Origin of the sequence: Bradyrhizobium vignae (genome assembly GCF_900324035.1) — a bacterium.
Classification (GTDB): Bacteria; Pseudomonadota; Alphaproteobacteria; order Rhizobiales; family Xanthobacteraceae; genus Bradyrhizobium; species Bradyrhizobium vignae.
This window is the reverse complement of the sequence record NZ_LS398110.1, coordinates 3,061,697-3,081,247: the sequence shown is the minus strand read 5'-3', so window position 1 is coordinate 3,081,247 and position 19,551 is coordinate 3,061,697. Positions and strand designations below refer to the sequence as shown.

At 63.9% G+C, this 19,551-nt stretch carries 20 protein-coding genes; 9 read left to right on the top strand and 11 right to left on the bottom strand.

The window, feature by feature from the left end; all coding sequences use genetic code 11:
* Positions 1-365 precede the first annotated feature (365 nt).
* Genes BRAD3257_RS14750 through fliL form a run of 4 tightly spaced genes read right to left on the bottom strand, consistent with a single transcriptional unit; the run spans position 366 to position 3,299 of the window.
* Positions 366-1,127, bottom strand: a complete 762-nt coding sequence (locus BRAD3257_RS14750) for a MotE family protein (protein WP_122402431.1) — start codon at positions 1,125-1,127, stop codon at positions 366-368.
* Between the two features lie 9 nt (positions 1,128-1,136).
* The gene (locus BRAD3257_RS14745; RefSeq protein ID WP_122402430.1) at positions 1,137-1,583 is read right to left on the bottom strand and encodes a DUF6468 domain-containing protein; all 447 of its coding nucleotides are present in this window, start codon (positions 1,581-1,583) and stop codon (positions 1,137-1,139) included.
* On the bottom strand, positions 1,580-2,782 hold the full coding sequence (gene fliM, locus BRAD3257_RS14740; protein WP_122402429.1) for a flagellar motor switch protein FliM: 1,203 nt from the start codon (positions 2,780-2,782) through the stop codon (positions 1,580-1,582). The genes BRAD3257_RS14745 and fliM overlap by 4 nt, the downstream gene beginning before the upstream one ends.
* Positions 2,783-2,801: 19 nt before the next feature.
* Positions 2,802-3,299: a flagellar basal body-associated protein FliL gene (gene fliL, locus BRAD3257_RS14735; RefSeq protein ID WP_027575958.1), complete on the bottom strand. Its 498-nt coding sequence runs from the start codon at positions 3,297-3,299 to the stop codon at positions 2,802-2,804.
* Positions 3,300-3,683: 384 nt separating this feature from the next.
* Here fliL and flgF point away from each other — a divergent pair, with 384 nt between their 5' ends.
* Genes flgF through flgH form a run of 4 tightly spaced genes read left to right on the top strand, consistent with a single transcriptional unit; the run spans position 3,684 to position 7,165 of the window.
* Entirely contained in the window at positions 3,684-4,445 is a 762-nt protein-coding gene (gene flgF / locus BRAD3257_RS14730; protein WP_122402428.1) for a flagellar basal-body rod protein FlgF, read from the top strand.
* A gap of 16 nt (positions 4,446-4,461) precedes the next feature.
* Positions 4,462-5,250 carry a flagellar basal-body rod protein FlgG gene (flgG, locus tag BRAD3257_RS14725; protein ID WP_122402427.1) on the top strand — a complete coding sequence of 263 codons (789 nt, stop codon included), beginning with the start codon at positions 4,462-4,464 and terminating at the stop codon, positions 5,248-5,250.
* A gap of 10 nt (positions 5,251-5,260) precedes the next feature.
* Positions 5,261-6,400 (top strand): flagellar basal body P-ring formation chaperone FlgA, encoded by a 1,140-nt coding sequence (gene flgA / locus BRAD3257_RS14720; RefSeq protein WP_162500206.1) that lies wholly within the window; start codon positions 5,261-5,263, stop codon positions 6,398-6,400.
* 3 nt (positions 6,401-6,403) lie between these two features.
* The gene (gene flgH / locus BRAD3257_RS14715) at positions 6,404-7,165 is read left to right on the top strand and encodes a flagellar basal body L-ring protein FlgH (RefSeq protein WP_122402426.1); all 762 of its coding nucleotides are present in this window, start codon (positions 6,404-6,406) and stop codon (positions 7,163-7,165) included.
* 268 nt (positions 7,166-7,433) lie between these two features.
* Here flgH and BRAD3257_RS14710 read toward each other — a convergent pair whose 3' ends face one another.
* From BRAD3257_RS14710 to BRAD3257_RS14700, 3 genes are all read right to left on the bottom strand, one after another.
* Positions 7,434-8,213, bottom strand: a complete 780-nt coding sequence (locus BRAD3257_RS14710; protein ID WP_122402425.1) for a 2-keto-4-pentenoate hydratase — start codon at positions 8,211-8,213, stop codon at positions 7,434-7,436.
* A gap of 460 nt (positions 8,214-8,673) precedes the next feature.
* Entirely contained in the window at positions 8,674-9,039 is a 366-nt protein-coding gene (gene dksA / locus BRAD3257_RS14705; RefSeq protein ID WP_085966600.1) for an RNA polymerase-binding protein DksA, read from the bottom strand.
* Between the two features lie 215 nt (positions 9,040-9,254).
* Positions 9,255-9,866 (bottom strand): NAD(P)-dependent oxidoreductase, encoded by a 612-nt coding sequence (locus tag BRAD3257_RS14700; RefSeq protein WP_122402424.1) that lies wholly within the window; start codon positions 9,864-9,866, stop codon positions 9,255-9,257.
* Positions 9,867-10,007: 141 nt separating this feature from the next.
* Here BRAD3257_RS14700 and BRAD3257_RS14695 point away from each other — a divergent pair, with 141 nt between their 5' ends.
* Entirely contained in the window at positions 10,008-10,379 is a 372-nt protein-coding gene (locus BRAD3257_RS14695; protein ID WP_027552655.1) for a winged helix-turn-helix transcriptional regulator, read from the top strand.
* A 184-nt stretch (positions 10,380-10,563) separates the two neighbouring features.
* On the opposite strand, the gene BRAD3257_RS14690 is transcribed toward BRAD3257_RS14695, so the two are convergent.
* Entirely contained in the window at positions 10,564-10,977 is a 414-nt protein-coding gene (locus BRAD3257_RS14690) for a flagellar assembly protein FliX (RefSeq protein ID WP_122402423.1), read from the bottom strand.
* 271 nt (positions 10,978-11,248) lie between these two features.
* Between BRAD3257_RS14690 and BRAD3257_RS14685 the strand changes: the two genes are divergently transcribed.
* From BRAD3257_RS14685 to BRAD3257_RS14670, 4 genes are all read left to right on the top strand, one after another.
* On the top strand, positions 11,249-12,373 hold the full coding sequence (locus BRAD3257_RS14685) for a flagellar basal body P-ring protein FlgI (RefSeq protein WP_122402422.1): 1,125 nt from the start codon (positions 11,249-11,251) through the stop codon (positions 12,371-12,373).
* Positions 12,373-12,744: a flagellar assembly peptidoglycan hydrolase FlgJ gene (flgJ, locus tag BRAD3257_RS14680; protein ID WP_122402421.1), complete on the top strand. Its 372-nt coding sequence runs from the start codon at positions 12,373-12,375 to the stop codon at positions 12,742-12,744. Before BRAD3257_RS14685 ends, flgJ begins: the two co-directional genes overlap by 1 nt.
* 11 nt (positions 12,745-12,755) lie before the next feature.
* A complete protein-coding gene (locus tag BRAD3257_RS14675; protein WP_122402420.1) occupies positions 12,756-13,253 on the top strand; it encodes a hypothetical protein in 498 nt (165 codons plus the stop codon).
* 159 nt (positions 13,254-13,412) lie between these two features.
* Positions 13,413-13,772 carry a hypothetical protein gene (locus BRAD3257_RS14670; RefSeq protein WP_122402419.1) on the top strand — a complete coding sequence of 120 codons (360 nt, stop codon included), beginning with the start codon at positions 13,413-13,415 and terminating at the stop codon, positions 13,770-13,772.
* 85 nt (positions 13,773-13,857) lie between these two features.
* Here the strand turns inward: BRAD3257_RS14670 and flaF are convergent, their stop codons facing one another.
* From flaF to BRAD3257_RS14655, 3 genes are all read right to left on the bottom strand, one after another.
* Complete coding sequence (gene flaF, locus BRAD3257_RS14665) at positions 13,858-14,226, bottom strand: flagellar biosynthesis regulator FlaF (RefSeq protein ID WP_122402418.1); 369 nt, start codon at positions 14,224-14,226, stop codon at positions 13,858-13,860.
* Between the two features lie 285 nt (positions 14,227-14,511).
* Positions 14,512-16,752, bottom strand: a complete 2,241-nt coding sequence (locus tag BRAD3257_RS14660; protein WP_122402417.1) for a DUF1522 domain-containing protein — start codon at positions 16,750-16,752, stop codon at positions 14,512-14,514.
* 219 nt (positions 16,753-16,971) lie between these two features.
* Positions 16,972-19,236, bottom strand: coding sequence for a DUF1522 domain-containing protein (locus BRAD3257_RS14655; RefSeq protein ID WP_122402416.1), 2,265 nt, complete (start codon positions 19,234-19,236; stop codon positions 16,972-16,974).
* Between the last annotated feature and the right edge of the window lie 315 nt (positions 19,237-19,551).

Genomic DNA, 19,551 nt, shown 5'->3' with positions numbered 1-19,551 from the left:
CTCGGCGATGCGAATCGCATTGGTTAGCTTCGGGGGTAATCAATGAGCGGAGAAGCCGGTTGCATTGTGTGTAGCAGGGCAAGAGCGGTCATAGCGATCGTTCCCATCGCCAGAGGATATGCCCTGAAAACATATGAATGCTCTTGTTGCCATAGCACCCTGCAGCTCGTGACGCGCATCACAAAGGCGGCGCTGATCAAGCAGCAGCTCGATATCCTCCCTCGGATGGACAAGCAGCTGCGTCCGCCTGTTCGCAAGGTGCAACAGGCCTTCGCGACCTAGGCGCACAAGCCGTTCCGCTGGCCCCGAGGCGAGCGACCACGCGATCACGCGCGGGTCGCAAGGGCGCGCTTCGCCTCGCGGCCTCAATTCGGCTTTTGCGTCGGCTTGCCATCGATCTTGGGAAGATCGCCGGCCGAGGCCGACTGATCGCCGCCGCCATTGGCACGGCGGGCCATCTCGACGGTGAGCCGCTCGGCGGCCTCCGGCGACATCAGCCCCAAGATGTCCGACATCTTTCGCGGCGCGATCGCCGAGGCGATCTCGATCAGCACGCCCATCTCCAGCCGGTCGAACACCCGCGCGGCGTCCTTGGGCTTCATGCCCTCGTACATGGTCACGAGGCCCTTCATACGCTGGACTTCGGCCGCCTTCTGCTCGGCCTGCGTCGCGGAGATGCGGGTTTCCACGGCCTTCATCTCCTCGACCTTGGTCTCGATGCGCTTCTCGGCCGACTTGAGCAGACTTTCGCGAATGTCGATCTCGCGCTGGCGCGCCTCGATCTCCTGCCGCCGCGCCTGCAACCGTTCCAGGATCGCACGCTCCGAGGCCGAGACCTGCGGCTGGCCTTCCTCCACCTTGACCACCATGCCATCGGGCTTGGTCTCGGGCGCGGCGGGCTTGGGCGCCTCCTTTGGCGCGCCATGGGTCGATCCGGTGATATCCGGATCCTCGCGGCCGGTCGGGAAATTCAGATTCTCCTGCGCCCAGGATTTCTTGGTCTGGTTCGGCTTGTAGTCGAAGACATAGCCGCCGTTGATCACGAGGCCCGCCACCTTCAGCGTGGCAAGACCTGCGACGGCAACCAGGACGACCGGAATGATGCGGATATTACGGAAGGACTTCATACCCAGGCTTCATGCGGCAAGGCCGTTGGATCGTCGGCGCTCGGAGAAGGCTTCGGCCGCAGCCGCCACCGCCTTCGCCGACGAGGGTTTTGCTGTAGGCGTGGCGACCGTTTCCGGGTTCGTCACGGGACGCGCGGCAATCGCGATCTTGGACAGGCGCCGCACCACGTTGTCGGCTTCGCCGAGCTGCTTGTAGAGCTGGTCCGACATCTGGGTCGCCGCCGCGAGCTGGCTGCCCAGGTTCTCGTTGACGTCGCGCACGGCGAGCTTCAGCCCGCCGATCGCGCGCTCGGCGATCTCGGTCGCGGTGATGAGCTCGCCGATGACCGCCTTCAGCGAATGCTCGTCCGCCTTCAGCCGCGTCAGCCGCTTGTTGAGCATGACGCAGTAGACGATCGTCAGCATCAGCAGGATAGCCACCAGCGTCTCGATTGCCATTCCCAGGGAGTGGTTCATGGGGCCTCCATCATCTTGTTCTGCTCGTCCACCTTCTCGAACATCGCAAGTGTCGTACTTGGCTTGCGCAAGGGTTTCGTCACACGGATGGCGACGCGGTCGCCGACCCGGCCCATCCGTCCCTCGGTCAGCGTGACGTCGCCGCAGCGCACGGTGACGTTGGCGTCGGCACGCATCTCCAGCGGCAGCGTGTCGCCGACCTTGAGCCGCATCAGCTGCTTGAGCGGAATGTCGGCCTCGTAGAGCACGGCGTCGACGGCGATCTCGGCCTGCACAATCTCGGTGGCGAAATGGCCCTCCCAGACCGGGTCGCGGCCGAATTTTTCGCCCATGAACATCTGGAGCAGGACGCCCCGGATCGGCTCGATGGTCGCGTAAGGCAGCAACAGCTCGATATTGCCGCCCCGGTCTTCCATGTCGATGCGCAGGCGAACCAGGATCGCGGCGTTGGCGGGACGGCTGATCGCGGCGAAACGCGGGTTGGTCTCGAGCCGGTCGATCGTGAAGGTCACCGGCGACAGCGGCCGGAACGCCTGCTCGGCATCGGACAGCACCACCTCGACCAGCCGCTTGACCAGCTCGGTCTCGATCGTGGTGTAGGGCCGGCCCTCGATGCGCAGCAGGCTGGTGCCGCGGCGGCCGCCGAGCAGCACGTCGATCATCGAATAGATCAGGTTGGAATCGACCGTCGCCATGCCGAAGTTCTCCCACTCCTCGGCCTTGAAGACGGTGAGGACGGCGGGCAGCGGGATCGAGTTCATGTAGTCGCCGAAACGCACCGAGGTGATGCGGTCGAGCGAGACTTCGACGTTGTCGGAGGTGAAGTTGCGCAAGGACGTCGTCATCAGCCGCACCAAGCGGTCGAAGACGATTTCGAGCATCGGCAGACGCTCGTAGGAGACCATCGCCGAATCGATGATCGCGCGAATGCCGGAATGGTCGTCGAGATTGACGTCGCCGACGGTGAAGCCGAGGAGATTGTCGATCTCCTCCTGCGACAGCACCCGCTCGCCGGAATTCTTGCCGTTGCCGAGATCGCGACTGCCGTCCTCGACCATGGCCGCCCATTGCAGGGCCATGGTCTCCGACAGCTCGTTCTCGGCGGCAGCCTTTGCCGCCTCGGCGGGATCCTCGGAATCGAGCGAGGCCTCCCACTGGGCGGCGATTGCATCCTGGTCTACTTGGTCGTTGCCCGCCATGATCCCTAGTCCGTCATGCTCACTGGACCACGACTTCCTTGAACAGCACCGCGCTGACCTGGATCGGGGCGACCGCCGCGTTGACGCGCTTGGTCAGCTCCTCCTTGAGGCGGAAGATGCCGGCGGAACCGTTGAGGTCGGAGGGGCGCAGTTCGCGCACATAGGTCTGGAAGATGTCGGTGACGCGCGGCATCGTCGGCTTGATCGCCTCGATCTGCTTCTCTTCCTTCAGCTCCAGCACGATCTTCAGCCGCAGATATTGCACGCGCTCGCCCGGCGCGCCGGCGAGGTTGACCATCATGTCGGGGACGTCGACGAAGGCCGGCGGCTTCGGCGGAGGCGCGGCCTCGGCATGATGCTCGTCATCGCCGTGACGGAAGAAGAAGAACCAGGTCGCGGCACCGCCGCCGAGGACGGCGAGCACGCCGACGACCATGATGATGAGCTTGAGCTTGTTCTTCGGCGGAGCGGCTTCCGCGCCGTCAGCGGCTGCGCCGCCTTCCTCATTCTCTGCCATGGTCGCCGCGCTCGTTCATCTCTCAAAGGGGTCGAAAGAGCGAAGCCTCCTGGCAGACAGTGACGCGATACAAATGCCCCAGCGCAATGCGCTCCTCTGATGCGCAAACGCTACGGTAATAATGGTTAACGGAATCTTTCGATTGGGCCTCAGCTAGGAAAAATCTGCCGGGCAAACATGGCTAACAGAACCTTTCTGCCGCCCTCCCGCGCCCTCGAAAAATCAATAAGTATTTGAAATTATGTCATTTTCTTAGTTGGCACGGCTTTCGCTGAGAGAGGGTCGAGACCTCACGGTTTGGGAGAACCTGACGGTCTCGGTCACGGGGTCCGCCAAGGCGCTTGGGAGAGCGAAATGGCAGATCTCACTCAGGGGAGATTTCCGATGCAGAACGCGCTTCTGATCGGCTTGTCACGGCAGATGACGTTGGAGCGGCAGATGGATGTCATCGCCAACAACGTCGCCAACGCCAACACCAACGGCTTCAAGGCCGACCATTCGCTGTTCGAGGAGTACCTCAACTCGAACGCGCGTGAGGACAATTTCATCGGTTCCGACCGCCGGGTCTCCTATGTGCAGGACCGCGGCACCTTCCGCGACGTCGGCCAGGGGCCGATGGAGCCGACCAACAACCCGCTCGACATGGCAATCGACGGCAACGCGTTTTTCGCGGTGCAGGCTGGCGGCACCGAGCGCTACACCCGCGACGGCAAATTCTCGCTCAACAGCACCGGCCAGCTGGTCACCTCCGACGGCAACCTCGTGCTCGGCACCGGCGGCCCGATCACCTTCCAGCCGACCGACCACGACATCAACATCGCGCCCGATGGCACCATCACGGTGCTCGAGGGCACGGCCAGGACCGACTCGATCCGCGGCAAGATCCGCATGGTCTCGTTCGACGATCCGGCCAAGCTGACCAAGCTCGGCGCCAACCTCTATGACGCCGGCTCGGCGGTCCAGCAGGCCGACACCAAGTCCAACGTGCGCCAGGGCTACATCGAGAAGTCGAACGTGAATTCGGTCGGCGAGATGACCCGCATGGTCGAGGTCATGCGCAGCTACACCGCCATCGCCAGCCTGCTGCAGCAGCAGAGCGACCTCCACAAATCGGCGATCGAGAAGCTCGCCGACGTTCCGGCCTGATTAGGAGAGAACTGACATGCAGGCGCTTCACACCGCAGCGACCGGAATGGCGGCACAGGAACTCAACGTTCAGGTGATCTCCAACAACATCGCCAACCTCCGCACCACCGGCTTCAAGAAGCAGTCCGCGGCGTTCCAGGACCTGATCTACGAGCACGTGCGCCGCGTCGGCGCGCAGGCCTCGGACCAGGGCACCATCCTGCCCGTCGGCGTCGACATCGGCGGCGGCGTCAAGACCGTCGGCACGCCGCGCAGCATGACGCAAGGTACGCTGTCGCAGACCGGCAACGATCTCGACCTCGCGATCTCGGGCGAAGGCTTCTTCAAGATCCTGATGCCAGACGGCACCTTCCAGTATACCCGCGACGGCACCTTCCAGATGGACAATCAGGGCCGTGTCGTCACCGCGCAGGGCAACCCGGTGCAGCCGACCATCACGATCCCGCAGAACGCCTCGGGCCTGACCGTCAACGAGCAAGGCCAGGTCTCGGTCACGCTGCCGGGCTCGTCGACCTCCTCGATCATCGGCACGATCAACGTGACCCGCTTCATCAACAAGGCGGGGCTGCAGCCGGTCGGCAGCAATCAGTTCACCGAGACGCCGTCCTCGGGTCCGCCGCAGGACGGCACCGCCAACACCGAAGGCTACGGCAAGATCACGCAAGGAAGTCTGGAGCAGGCCAATGTCGACGTCGTCTCGGAGATGAGCGACCTGATCGCCGCCCAGCGCGCTTACGAGATGAATGCCAAGGTGATCAGCGCCGCCGACCAGATGATGCAATCGACCACGGCGCTGTTCCGCTGAGGTGATGACGATGATCCGTGCCACCCTCGCCACCATCTCCACCCTTCTCGCGCTGGCATTGCCGGCAGCGGCCGCCGACGATTTCATCGCCGCGCCGACGCTGCGCGCAAGCGTCACCGTGACCTCGGACGTGGTGCGGATCGGCGATCTCATCGACAACGCCGGATCCGCCGCGCTGATCCCGGTCTACCGCTCGCCCGATCTCGGCACCACCGGCACGCTGACGGTCGCCCAAGTGCTGTCGGTGTTGCGGGCAAAACAGGTGATCGGCGTCATGACCGGCGACATCAAGGAGGTCCAGGTCACCCGCCTGGCCCGCACCCTCGCGAGCAAGGATATCGAGACTGCGGTCGCCGCCACGCTCGAGCGCCGTTTCGGCCTCGGAGAAGCCGCCAACATCACGGTCACGTTCGACCGCGGCGTCGCCGACATGCGGCTGGACGCCTCCAACACCGGCGCGCTGCAGCCGGTCGCAACCCGCTACGACGCCCGCAGCGGCCGTTTCGATATCGCCTTCGAGATCGTCAACGACGGCAACCCCGCGCCGACCAAGCTGCGCTTCACCGGCACCGCGATCGAGACGGTGGAAGTGGCCGTGCTGACCCGCGACGTCGACCGCGCCGAGCTTCTGAAATCCTCCGATCTTTCGTTGGAGCGCCGGCCGAAGGCCGAGGTCGCCGGCGAGCCCGCCGTTCGCGACCGCAGCATCGGCATGCAGCTGCGCCGGCCGATGCGGGCAGGCACGCCGATCCGCGTCGCCGACATCGTCAAGCCCGACTTCGTGGTGCGCGATCAGGCCGTCACCATCATCTACCAGGTGCCCGGCCTCTATCTCACCACGCGCGGCAAGGCGATCGAGAGCGGCGCCGAGGGCGACACCGTCAGCGTGCTCAATATGCAGTCCAAGCGCACGCTGACCGGCATCGTCACCGGCCGCGGCCAGGTCACGGTTCAGGGCGCCAGCCAGTCCGCACCGACGGCGCCGGCGGTCGAGCAGACCTCGTCGATCAAGCGTGACGAGGCGCCTGCCCCCGTCGACACCGCAGCCCTCGTCCGGAACCTGATTCAGAGCCCCGCGCCGCCGGCTCAAGTCGCACAAGCCCAGATCCCGCAAGTTCGCCTCTCGCAAGCTCCAGCCAAATCAGAGTAAGTCATGTCCACGTTCAGTTCGGCTTCCCATCTTCGTCGCATCGCGATCTCTGCCCTGCTGCTGGCGACTTGCGCATTGGGCGGCTGCTCCTCGATCGACCGCCTGTCGCAGATCGGCGAGCAGCCGAAGCTGTCGGCAATCGATAATCCGACGACGCAACCCGGCTACAAGCCGGTGCAGATGCCGATGCCGAAGCCGGAAGTCGCCTCCTACAATCCGAACTCGCTGTGGCGCAACGGCAGCCGCGCCTTCTTCAAGGACCAGCGCGCCCGCCAGGTCGGCGACCTCCTGACCGTGACCGTGAACATCACCGACAAGGCTAACATCGAGAACGACACCTCGCGCAGCCGCACCAACAAGGAAGATTCGGGAATCTCCGACTTCATCGGCGCCAAGACCATCACGCAGGCCAACAAGATCCTGCCCGGCCGCATCCTGACCGCCGACTCGACCTCGTCGAGCGAGGGCAAGGGCAGCGTCGACCGCAAGGAAGCCCTGCAGACCAACGTCGCTGCGGTGGTGACCCAGGTGCTGCCGAACGGCAACCTTGTCGTCGAAGGCAAGCAGGAGATCCGCGTCAACTTCGAAATTCGCGAGCTGATCGTCGCCGGCATCGTGCGTCCTGAGGACATCCAGAGCGACAACACCATCGATTCCACCAAGATCGCGCAGGCCCGCATCGCCTATGGCGGCCGCGGCCAGATCACCGACGTGCAGCAGCCGCGCTACGGCCAGCAGGTCATGGACGTGCTGCTGCCCTTCTAAGCCTCTTTAAGAGCTCCCACATCGTGTTCGCGAACCTAGGCGCGAACGTCGGTGTACGACGCGGCCTCCGGTAGCTCCCCTGCCGGAGGCCGCACGTATTTTGCTGCCAGCAACTGTGAACACTCGACTTCGCGGCCAGTTACGTACTCAAGCGCCGCCCCGATCTCCGTCATTGCGAGCGAAGCGAAGCAATCCAGACTATCTCCGCGCAAAAAGACTCTGGATTGCATCGTCGCGAAGGGCGCCTCGCAATGACGGCGGAGAGAGGTCAGTTGAACTCCGCCTCCACCGTCCCCAGCCCATCCAGCTCCATCCGCACCTTGTCGCCGGCCTTCAGCCACAGCGTCTTCACCAGGCTGCCGGTGAGCACGAGCTGTCCCGCGTGCAGCCCCTTGCCCTCGGCGGCGAGATGGTTGGCGAGCCAGGCGAGTGCGTTGTGGGGATGGCCGAGCACGTCGGCGCCGGTGCCATGGCTGACCTCCTCGCCATTGAGGATGGCGCGGCCCTTGACGGCCTTCAGGTCCGGCACCGACGAGCGCGGAACCGAGGGACCCAGCACGCAGCCGGCGGCGAAGAAATCGTCGGCGATCAAGGTCGGCGCGCCCATCGTCTCCCACTGCACGTAGCGGTCGTCGACGATCTCGATCGCGGGGTGGTAGGCCTCGACGGCCTCGCCGACCCATTCGGCCGTGAACGGCGCCTCACCGGCGGCGAGGTCTCGCTGCAGCCGCACCGCGATCTCGCATTCGACGCCGACCCGGACATAATTGGAGGCGGCGAGCTTGGCGCCGCTGTCATGGACGTCCTTCTGGAACACGCCGCCGCCGCAAGGGTGCGGGATGCCGATATACTCCTGCATCACCTGGCTGGTGCAGCCGATCTTGTAGCCGATCAGCGGGCCGACATGCGGCAGCAGGAGATCGTGCAGCGCGCGCTGCACCTGATAGCCCTCCGCTTCATCAACCGGAGGACGCTCCAGCGCCGCGAGCGGCGCACGATTGCGGCGCGCCAACGCGATCGCCTTTGCGGATGCGAGAATCCTGCCCATCGACGCCGCCTCCCACGCTACACAGTCGAAGGCGGCACTTCAGCATCCCCGCTCCGCCCTGACAAGCGCGCCCGGCCCGGGGACAACCGCCTCCTGCCCGCGTTTAAGGAAATATTGAGTGGGTGGAGACTTTATGAAGCCGCGCCACCGGCAGCTCTCGCAACATGCGCGCGAGACGTGATTACGGCGATGCTTGATGCAGCTGGATCAAAGTCTCAACTCCGGAGTCGATCTCGTTGATGCGACTCGCAAAATCGCCCGCACCCGAAGTGAAGGCTGTTTATCATCCGAACTCACGTGAGCTCGGAGCAGCCGGGCCTAGGCCGTTGATCGCGATTCATTTTTGGCGATCGCACCCACGTGCTCACACGCGTGGGAAGCGATAGGCAAACGCCGATCACGGCGCCAAGCGGCGCCTTGCGTCCCAAAAACAAAGAGCCGCAACTCTGCGGCTCGGGCTCTATTCGTCGCGATAAACCTTCTCGCGTTTCTCGTGGCGCTCCTGCGCTTCCACCGAGAGCGTCGCGATGGGCCGGGCCTCGAGCCGCTTCAACGAGATCGGCTCCCCGGTTTCCTCGCAATAGCCGTAGGTGTTGTCCTCGATGCGCTGGAGCGCGGCGTCGATCTTGGCGATCAACTTGCGCTGGCGGTCGCGGGCGCGGAGTTCGATGGCGCGGTCGGTTTCGGACGATGCCCGATCGGCGAGATCGGGGTGGTTCACGTTCTCCTCCTGCAACGCTTGCAGGGTGAGCTTGGACTCTTTGAGGATCTCATCCTTCCAGGCGAGGAGCTTCAAACGGAAGTACTCCTTCTGCCGGTCGTTCATGAAAGGCTCTTTGTCGGTCGGTCGGTAGTTTTTCAACTTTTCCAAGGGCGGCCTATCTTTTTAAGCAACGACTCGCGAACGGAACGAGGTCCGTTGAGCCGGGCCTTATATAGTGGCCTCCGGTGACAGACAATATTTCCCTGATGGTCCCGCGATCGCCCCCAAGCCCTTGCACAGGAAGGTTTATCCTGGAGGGCTTCGGGGGGCCTGCGGGCTCAGTAGCCGACCGTGAAGCGCTGCCTCAGATGCGCCGGCCGCTCGATCTCGTCGGCGAGTGCAATTGCGTAGTCCGCGAAGGTGATCCAGCTTTTCCCGTTCGCATCTGCGAGAAGCTGATCGGTCCCGAGCCGGAACTTGCCGGTCCGCTCCCCCTCGATGAAGAGGGCCGAGGGCGAGATGAAGGTCCAGTTCAGGTCCTTTTCCTGCCGCAGCAGGTCGAGGAAGTCGGAACCCTTTTCGGCCTCCGCCTTGTACTGCGCCGGAAAACCGGGGGTTGTGACCAGCTTCACGCCTGGCGCGACCTCCAGGCTGCCGGCACCGCCGACAACGACATAGCGTCCCACCTTGGACTCCTTCGCCGCACCGATCAGCTTGAGCGCATCGCTGGCCAGGAAGTGCACGGAACTGATGGCGACGTCGTGCCCCGCCCACAGCCGGGCCAGGCCCGCCTGGTCGAGCACGTCACCCTTGGTGGGCGTCACGTTCGGCAGTGCGGCAATCTTCTCCGGGTTCCGGGCGATGGCCGTGACCGTATGGCCGCGGCGGGACAGTTCCTTGGTGATCTCTGACCCGGCCCGACCCGAGGCACCGGCGATTGCGATTTTCATGGAAGGTTCCTTTGCTTGACTTTCGGTAACTAGTGGAAACTAGATATCGTAAAGAATGCTGGTGTTAAGAGAGCACTTTGTGCTTACCTGATTACGCAGGAGTAACCGGCAGGCAACCGCAAGGATTCAGAGGACCCGACGATGAAACCCGATGTCTATGCAGCGAACTGTCCGACGCGCCAGATCCTCGATCGCGTCGGCGACAAATGGGCGGTGCTGATCCTGCTGTTGCTGCGCGAGGAGCCGATGCGCTTCAATCAGTTGCGGCGCACGATCGAGGGCATCTCGCAGAAGATGCTGAGCCAGGTTCTCAAATCGCTTGAACGCGACGGCCTGATCAAGCGCCATGCCATCGCGACCGTGCCTGTGACGGTGGAGTACTCCATCACGCAGCTCGGGCTGACGCTGGCGGCGGCGGTCGATCCCTTACGCGATTGGGCCGAGCAGAATCTGAAAGACGTGCTCGCCGCTCAGCGTCGCTACGACGCGCAGCAGAAGGAGGAAGCGGCGTAAGTGCGCGAAGAACTCCTGAGGGAGTCCCGTCATCCTGAGGCGCGAGTGGCGCGATGCAAAGCATCGCGCCGGGAGATGTACGGCCGAGGTGCCGCGCCGAACACTGATGTCCTCGCGCAAGCGACGGGACCCTCGCCTTCGAGGCCTCCGCTACGCTCCGGCGCCTCAGGGTAACGGATCACTATCAAGCCCGCCCGGCCTTCGCCAGTTCGACCTCGACGCGCAGCTCGATCTCGGACAGCACCGCATCGAGACCGGCATCACCCGAAGACGATTTCAAATTCGCAGCAGCATCGCGCAGGCGCATCACGGTCGAGGCGTCGAGATTGCCGGACAATAGCCCCATCTTCAGATCATCGAGCACGTCGAGCGCGGTCCTGCCCCGGGCAACCGAGCGCTTGCGGCGCTCGACCGGATCCTCCTCGACGCCCTGCAGCGCCAGCAGCGCATCGATGTTGGCGGTTGCCTTCGGTGCCGCAGCGCTCCGCGTCTCCTGCGCCGAGGAGGTATCCGGCAGCACGAAGGTGCCGGAGGCGGTTCGCCTGGCCTGGCTGGCCGGCGTTCCAAGCGTGGTGCCGTTCGGTCCGTAGATGCGCATCGGAGGGAATCCGGGTGATCGATGCGCCACATTCGCCGTTTTATGGTTAACGGCGCGTAAACGGCCCGGCAAAATCTGCCGACAGGCGGCAGTTTCGCTCCTCACGGACAACGCCCACTGGCACCGGTCGAAACAGATTATTCAACCTATTCAATCGGCTAACCCCACTGCCGCGCGTTGGCACAGCGCTCGCAAGGACAGCGTCGGACCAGCTCGTCATGGGAGTGTCGCAGAGGGTCCTTTCGATTTGAGAGGCCTCGGGGAGCAGAGGATGCCAGGCGTTCGTTGGGTGAGGATTGTTGGGATGGCCTGCGCCGCGCTGTCAGCGCTGGTGCTCACGGTCACGTCAGCGGCCGCGACCTCGCGCATCAAGGATCTCGCCAATATCGAGGGCGTGCGGCAGAACCAGCTCATCGGCTATGGCCTCGTCGTCGGCCTCAACGGTACCGGCGACACCCTCAACAACATCCCTTTCACCAAGCAATCGCTGCAAGCGATGCTCGAGCGCATGGGCGTCAACATTCGCGGCGCCACCATCCGCACCGGCAACGTCGCCGCCGTGATGGTGACAGGCAACCTGCCGCCTTTCGCCACCCAGGGCACGCGCATGGACGTCACCGTCTCCGCGCTCGGCGACGCCAAGAATCTCCAGGGCGGCACCCTGCTCGTCACGCCCCTGTTAGGTGCCGACGGCAATGTCTATGCCGTGGCGCAGGGCTCGCTCGCGATCTCCGGTTTCCAGGCCGAGGGCGAGGCCGCCAAGATCGTGCGCGGCGTCCCGACCGTCGGACGCATCGCCAACGGTGCCATCATCGAGCGCGAGATCGAGTTCGCGCTCAATCGGCTGCCGAATGTCCGCCTGGCGCTGCGCAATGCCGACTTCACGACCGCCAAGCGCATCGCAGCCGCAATCAACGACTATCTCGGCGTCAAAACCGCCGAGCCGATCGATCCTTCGACGGTGCAGCTGTCGATCCCGCCGGAGTTCAAGGGCAACGTCGTCGCCTTTCTCACCGAGATCGAGCAGCTCCAGGTCGATCCCGATCTCGCCGCCAAGATCGTCATCGACGAACGGAGCGGCATCATCGTGATGGGCCGCGACGTGCGCGTCGCCACCGTCGCGGTGGCGCAGGGCAACCTCACCGTCACGATCTCCGAGAGCCCGCAGGTCAGCCAGCCCAACCCGCTGTCGCGCGGCCGCACCGTGGTCGCGCCGCGCAGCAGCGTCACCGTCAGCGAAGACGGCAAGAAGTTGGCGCTCGTCAAGGACGGTGTCTCGCTCCAGCAGCTCGTCGACGGCCTCAACGGTCTCGGCATCGGTCCCCGTGACATGATCAGCATCCTCCAGGCCATCAAGGCCGCCGGCGCGATCGAAGCCGACATCGAGGTGATGTGATGCAGACCGGCGCGATCAATACCCCGCACCTCACGACCTACTCCCCGGTCTTCTCCGTCGAGAGCCGCAACGGCCGGCCGGACTTCGAGCTCGCCGCCGCGCTGCAAAAGGTCTCGCCGCAGCAACAGGCCAAGGCGCAGAAGACCGCCACCGATTTCGAGGCGATGTTCCTCAACAGCATGTTCTCGCAGATGACCTCGGGCGTGAAGGGCGAGGGCCCGTTCGGCGACACCCCCGGCACCGGCGTGTGGCGCTCGATGCTGACCGAGCAATACTCGAAGAACTTCGCCAAGGCCGGCGGCGTCGGCGTCGCCACCGAGGTCTACCGCACCCTCATCCTGCAGCAGGCCAAAACGATCCGCACGGCATAAGGTCAAACGAGATGAACCATTTCAACGCCTCACGTCAGCCGATGCCTGCCCAGCGTCCGAACATCGCACCCGGCAGCACCGAGGCGCGCAAGCTCGCCGAAGACCTGATGGACGCAATGAGCGCCCTGCTCGGACTGATCGAGCGCGAGACCGAGCTGGTTCGCGCCGGCCAGGTCCGCGAGGCGATGACGCTGGAGAGCAAGAAGCAGGAGTTGTCGCGCAATTACGTCGGCGCCGTCAGCCAGTTGAAGGCGAACCAGACCCAGCTCGCGAAATCCGCGCCGGAGCTGCTTTCGACGCTGCACCGCCACCACGATGCGTTTCGCGCGATGCTCCAGGTCAATCTCACCGTGCTCGCGACCGCGCATGCGGTCTCCGAAAGCGTCGTGCGCGGCGTCAATGCCGAGATCCAGAAGCGCAACGTGCCGAACACGTATACGGCCGCCGGACGGCGCGCAGCGCCGGGTCCGCGCCACATCACCCCGCTCGCAGTCAGCCGCTCGCTCTGAGCGCGCACGGGAACAAGCGACAATTTTAGGAAAAACCGCGCGGCGATATCGTCGCGCGGTTAGGCACGTTTGCTTACCGGGTCTTCAAACCTGGTGTTCCATGGTTGCGCTATTAGAGGGGTTGGGATTTGACTCAAGCAAGGCAACCAGGAGGCTGCCATGAGTACAGATTTCAGCATCAGGCCGGTGGGGATTCCGGCGCCCACGCAGATTGTACCGACGTCCAATGCGGCGGCGAATGAAGCTGTGCAAACGGATCTTCCGGTGAGCCGGACGGTCGCCGCGGCCGACACGAGCGCGCCGGTACGCAATGCTTTGCCGAACCACGACAACATCTCACGCCAGGTCGTGTTCGATCAGGCGGCCGCCTCCTTCGTCTTCCAAGTCGTCAACGAGAAGACCGACACGGTGGTGAACCAGTTCCCGGACGAGGCGATGCTGCGCCGGCGCGCCTATTTCCATGCCCTGGACATGAAATCCGAGCCTTCGCGCCCGCTCAGCACGGACCGCAGCGCCTGACGATCACTGCTTCGGCATCGTGAGGCCGTGCTCGAGGCCGCTCGCGCAAGCCGCGTGTTCGCCGACCTCCCCCGTCACGTCCCCTTTACGGCCGGCCGGACAACCCGGCAGCGATGTTGCGGTTGATCTCGATCAGCGGACGGAAGTGATCGAACTGCGGGCTCATCTGCAGCGCGGCGGTCTGGCTCAGCACGAATACGCTGATATTGGCGATCTTCTGCCGGATGTCGAGCGGCTGCGGATTGGTATCACGCATCGCCTCGCTCAAGAAGATGGTCCAGAGCTTGCGGTTGAACATCAGGGCCTGCATAGTCTGCTCGCTGAGCGGATTGGCGTTGTTCACCGCGTCCTGGAGCTTGTTGGCGGCCTTGAGCAGGGTCTGCGCCTCGATGTCGCGAGGAGATGCGGTGGTCGTTGCAACACGCGCATAAGCCGAGGCAGCGGAATTCGACATCAATCACCTTGGACGTTACCTAGCGCTTTGGAAGCGCTTAAGGATTTCTTTCCCAACCCTAGGCAGCACCGCTTAAGATTTGCTTACGTGTGTGCTTGGAAGCACTCCGGACAATTACGGGGCGCGGAGCTCTTCGTCGACGCAAACACTAGATGCACGCAAGTAAACTCGCCTGGCGTGATGCGTGTCGATTTCGGCTAATCCAGCCTTAGCGATCTCCCTCAAAAGAACGGCGGAGCGTTAGCCCCGCCGTACATCTCGAGCAGCGAACTTGCGCTCTCGAAATTAGCGGAGCAGCTGCAGCACGCTCTGTTGCGACTGGTTGGCCAGCGACAGCGCGGAGACCGCGATCGACTGCCGAGTCGACAGCGCCTGGCTGTTCGCCGCTTCCTCGTTGGTGTCGGCGAGCGTCAGGTTGGACGAACCCGTTTGCAGCACGTTGATCAGGTTCTTGGAGAAGTCCTGACGCACCTGCACGATCGAGAGATTCGAGCCGAGCGCCGAGCCTTCCGAGCGCAGCGTGCTGGAGGCGGCGTTCAGGCTGGCCAGCACCTTGTTGGTCGCGCCATTGTCGATGAAGTCGACGCCGTTGACGAGGTTGCTGAGGCCAAGACCCGCCGCGTTGAACACCACGCCGTTGATGCTGAGCGTGGAGGAGCCGGTCTCGTTGAACACGAGCTTGAGCGTATCGCCGTTGAGCAGGTTGACGCCGTTGAACGAGGAGTCCTGCGAAGTGGTGTCGATCTGCGCCAGGATGTTGTTGAATTGGTTGACGAGGTTGGAGCGCGCGGTCTGCGCGACGGGATCCTGCACCGGCGGCTGGGCGGTCGTGAAGGCAACCGTGCCGGTGATCGTGCCGCCGACGACGCCGCCCGCGGTCACGGAGCCGAGCGTTGAGGACGCATATTCGTTGACGGTGGTGATCGTGAGCACGCCATTGGCGTCGATCGTCGCCGTCAGGTGGTTGGCCTGGAGCTGGTTGTTGAGCTGATCGAGCGTCTTCACGGTGCCGTTGGTGCCGTCGCCGAAAGTCACGTTCACCGGCTTGCCGCCGTTGAAGGACGTGAAGGTCAACGTCTTGCCCGAGATGCTGCCGGGACCCGGCGCGCGCCCCGCGGTAAAGGCCGTGCCGGTACCGGTCGGGCCGGTCAGGCCGAACGCGGACAGCGCATTACCCGTTCCGGTGATGGAGAGATCGGCCGTGGTGCCGGTGCTGAGCTTGAGAGCGCCGTTGACGACCGAGGACAGCGTTGAGCCGCTCGCGGCGGCCACGGCGCCGCCGCTGACGATGCCGGCTCCCGAGGCCAGGTCGATCGCGTTCAGGGAATCCTGAACGGTTGCGCCCTGGAGATAGACAATGGAGTTGCCATTGTTGTCCGTCACGATATTGCCGATCTTGGTCGACCCCGTCGGCGCGGCAGCAGGGACCGCCGCATTCTTGAATGTGACCGTCTTGCCGTCGACGTTGAGCGTGGAGCCGTCCTGAACCAGCGTGCCTAGCGTCGTCGGGTTCGTGAGGCGGGCCTTGGTCACATTGACGTTGCCGGAGCCAGTCGCGGTCGTCAAACCAAGCGCCTTGAGGAAGTCGGCCTTGCCGGTGATGCTGAGGTCGGCGCCGGTACCCGTGGTGAGGGTGAGCTGACCGCCGGCAATCGAGGCATTCGCACCCGAGGAGTTCGACAGCGTCGCCGTGCCGCCCGTGATCGCCGCGGTCTGCACGCCGCTTGCAAGATCGATCGCGTCCATCACGTCCTGGACGGTTGCGGCCGGGGCGGCGTTCGTTCCGAGGTAAACCGTGGAATTGCCGTTGCCGTCGGTGACGACGTTGTTGTTCTTGCCGGAGCCGGCGGGAACGTTGGCGACAGCCGGCGCAGCCCCGGCCCTGAAGGTGATGGTCTTGCCGTCAACGATCAGCACATCGCCATCGGACGGAGCGCCGTTGGCCGCGATGGTGGTGGCGCTCGGCGTGCCCAGCAATTTGAGATTGGTCGCAAGGCTCGCGGCGTTGCCGGCTCCATCCGGAGCGGCGTTGCCGGTCAGGGATTGCGAGATGCCACCGAGCGTGGTCGCGCCGGTGATTGGGGTGGTACCGCCGGCGGTACCATTGGTGACGACATTGCCGGTCGCCGTTGCATAGGTGTAGCTGGTTGTGCCGCGCAGATCCGCCGGCGTCGCACCGGGGATCGTGGTCGAAATGTTCGATTTAGTCGAGTAGCCGACCGTGGTCTGCAGCGCCTGGTTAGCGATCGACTTGGCGCTGTCGATCAGCTTCTGCAAGGAGGTGATGCCGGTGTTGGCCGCCTGCAGCACCTGCACGCCGTTGTTGATGCCGTCGAGCAGGTTGCTGATGTCGCTCGCCCGGTTGTCCAGGCCCTGCGCGGTGAAGAAGTTGGTCGGATTGTCCAGTGCCGTGTTGACCTTCTTGCCGGTCGACAGTCGGGACTGGGTGGTGGCGAGCAGGTCCGCCGTTGATTGCAGCGACAACAGGTTCTGACGAACTGACGCCGAGAGAACGATGTTGGACATTGGCGGTCTTCCTCTTGAACCGGATACGAATCGGGCTCGCCGATCTGGAAAGCGGGCTTTGATGGAGTCTTAGAGGTTGTCCTTTAAAGTATGGTTAACGGCGACTTAAGGGATAGGGTTAATGCCGGGTTAGCGGCTCCCGTCGCCTTCCCAACCAACAAAAAAGCGGCGGGGCCGAAGCCCCGCCGCTCTGTTTTGTCTTTTGATTTTAGCTACTTGTTAGCGAAGGAGCTGGAGCACGCTCTGCTGCGAGGTATTGGCCAGCGAGAGCGCGGAGACCGCGATCGACTGGCGGGTCGACAGCGCCTGGCTGTTCGCCGCTTCCTCGTTGGTGTCGGCCAGGGTCAGGTTGGACGAGCCGGTCTGCAGCACGTTGATCAGGTTCTTGTTGAAGTCCTGACGAACCTGCACCACCGAGAGGTTCGAACCCAGCGTGGAGGCTTCCGAGCGCAAGGTGCTCGAGGCCGCATTCAGGCTGGTGAGCACGCGGTTGGTCGCGGCGTTGTCGATGAAATCGGTGCCCTGCACCAGCGCGGCGAGACCGAGCCCCTTCGAGTTGAAGGTCACGCCGGTGATGTTCAGGCTCGACTTGCCGGTTTCGTCGAACACCAGCTTGAGCTGGTCGCCGTTGAGCAGGTTCACCCCGTTGAACGACGAGTCGACCGAGGTCGTGTCGATCTGCGACATGATGTTGTTGTACTGCGCAACCAGGTTCGAACGCGTGGCTTGGGCGACCGCATCGACAGTTGGTGTCGTCGCGTTCGTCCAGGTCAAGGCGGTCGTGATCGTGCCGCCGATCACGCCGCCGGCAGCGACCGAGCCAATCGTCGATGACGCGTAGTCGTTGATCACGGAGACCGTGAGCAGGCCGTTAGCGTCGATCGTCGCCGCCAGGTTGTTGGCCTGAAGCTTCGCGTTGAGCTGATCGAGCGTCTTGACAGTGCCGCCGGTGCCGTCGCCGAACGTAACGTTGACCGCCGTACCGCCGTTGAAGGAGGTGAAGGTCAAGGTCTTGCCGGAGATGCTGCCAGGAGCCGCAGCACGGCTTGCCGTGAAGGCGGTGCCGGTGCCTGTCGAGCCCGTGAGGCCGAGCGCGGACAGCGCATTGCCGGAACCGGTGATCGACAGGTCCGAAGTCGCTCCGGTCGAGATCTTCAGCGCGCCGGCGACGATGGAGGAGTTTGTCTGGCCGCTCGCCGTGCTGAGGGTCGCTGCTCCCGACGCGATAGATGCAGTCTGGACGCCTGTGGCGAGATCAACCGCGTTCAGGATGTCAGCGACGGTGCCCTTGTTGAGGTACACGGTCGCGTTGCCGTTGCCGTCGGTGACGACGTTGCCGGTGACGCCCGAGCCGCTCGGCACGTTCGCTGCGGCGGGGGTGCCACCGTTCTTGAATGTGATGGTCTTGCCGTTGACATTCAGCGTAGATCCATCGGTGATCAGCGAGGCTAGGCTGCCAGATCCCGTCGCACGGGCTGCCGTCACCGTCGCGTTGCCGGAACCAGTCGCTGTGGTCAGGCCGAGCGCGCCGAGCAGATCGGCCTTGCCGATGACGCTGAGGTCGGCACCCGTGGAGGTTTCCAGGGTGATCTTGCCGCCCGTGATCGATGAAGCGGTCTGGCTCGTATTGGTGGTGATGGTCGCGGCGCCGGCCGATACCACGGCATTCTTCACGCCGCCGGCGAGGTCGATTGCGGTCAGGACGTCGCCCACCGTGGCGGTCGAGCTGGTTGCGGAGGCGCCCAGATAGATGATCGAGTTGCCATTGCCGTCAGTCGCGATGTTGCCGCTTGTGCCATAACCGGCCGGAGCAGTGGTCGGTACCGCGCCCGCCTTGAACGTCACCGTGTGGCCATTGACGGTGAAGCTGCTGCCGTCCGTGAACTGGGTCGCCGCCGCCGTGCTGAGACCGCCGGTCGCGCCGGTGTCATAGAGCTTGGTCGAAGCCGTGATGGCGGCAGGCGTGCCTTGGTTGTCGTTTACTGCAGTTCCGGTCACCGTGCCGATGGTGCCGCCGAGCGTGGTCGAACTGGTTGCCGCCGTGACGCCGCCCGCCGCACCGGAGAACAGCACGTTGGAGAGCGCGCTGGCGCTGGTGTAGGTGGTGGTGCCGCGCAGGTCGGAAGCCGTCGCGCCGGCGATCGTGGTCGAGACGTTCGACTTGGTGGAGTAGCCGACCGTGGTCTGCAGCGCCTGGTTGGCGATCGACTTCGCGGAGTCCAGCAGCTTCGACAGCGAGGTGATGCCGGTATTGGCGGCCTGGAGCACCTGCACGCCGTTAGCGATGCCATCGAGCAGGTTGTTGATGTCGCTGGCGCGGTTGTCGAGCGATTGTGCCGTGAAGAAGTTGGTGGGATTATCCAGCGCCGTGTTCACCTTCTTGCCGGTCGACAGACGCGACTGGGTGGTGGCGAGGAGGTCGGCGGTGGACTGGAGAGACAACAGGTTCTGACGAACCGACGCAGAGAGAACGATACCGGACATGACTCTTACCCTTCTGGTTTACGCGTCTTCGTTCGATCGCTTCGGATCGAGTGACGCGCAGAGCCTGCGCGGACATGGCTAACAAAGGGTGAAACTCGCTCGCGAACCGTAAGTGGCGGTTCACCATAAGAGGGGCCGAAGCCTTCAAACAGAATAATGATCCGCCTGTAATTTCACAGCTTTTTTGGCGTTTGCTCTTCGTTAACCATAACCAAGAGTTACCTTTCGGTGCCGGCTTTCGCCTCTCGATGACCGCCACAAAAGAAAAACGGCGGGGCTGAAACCCCGCCGCTGCATTTCCTTTGCGATGTCAGC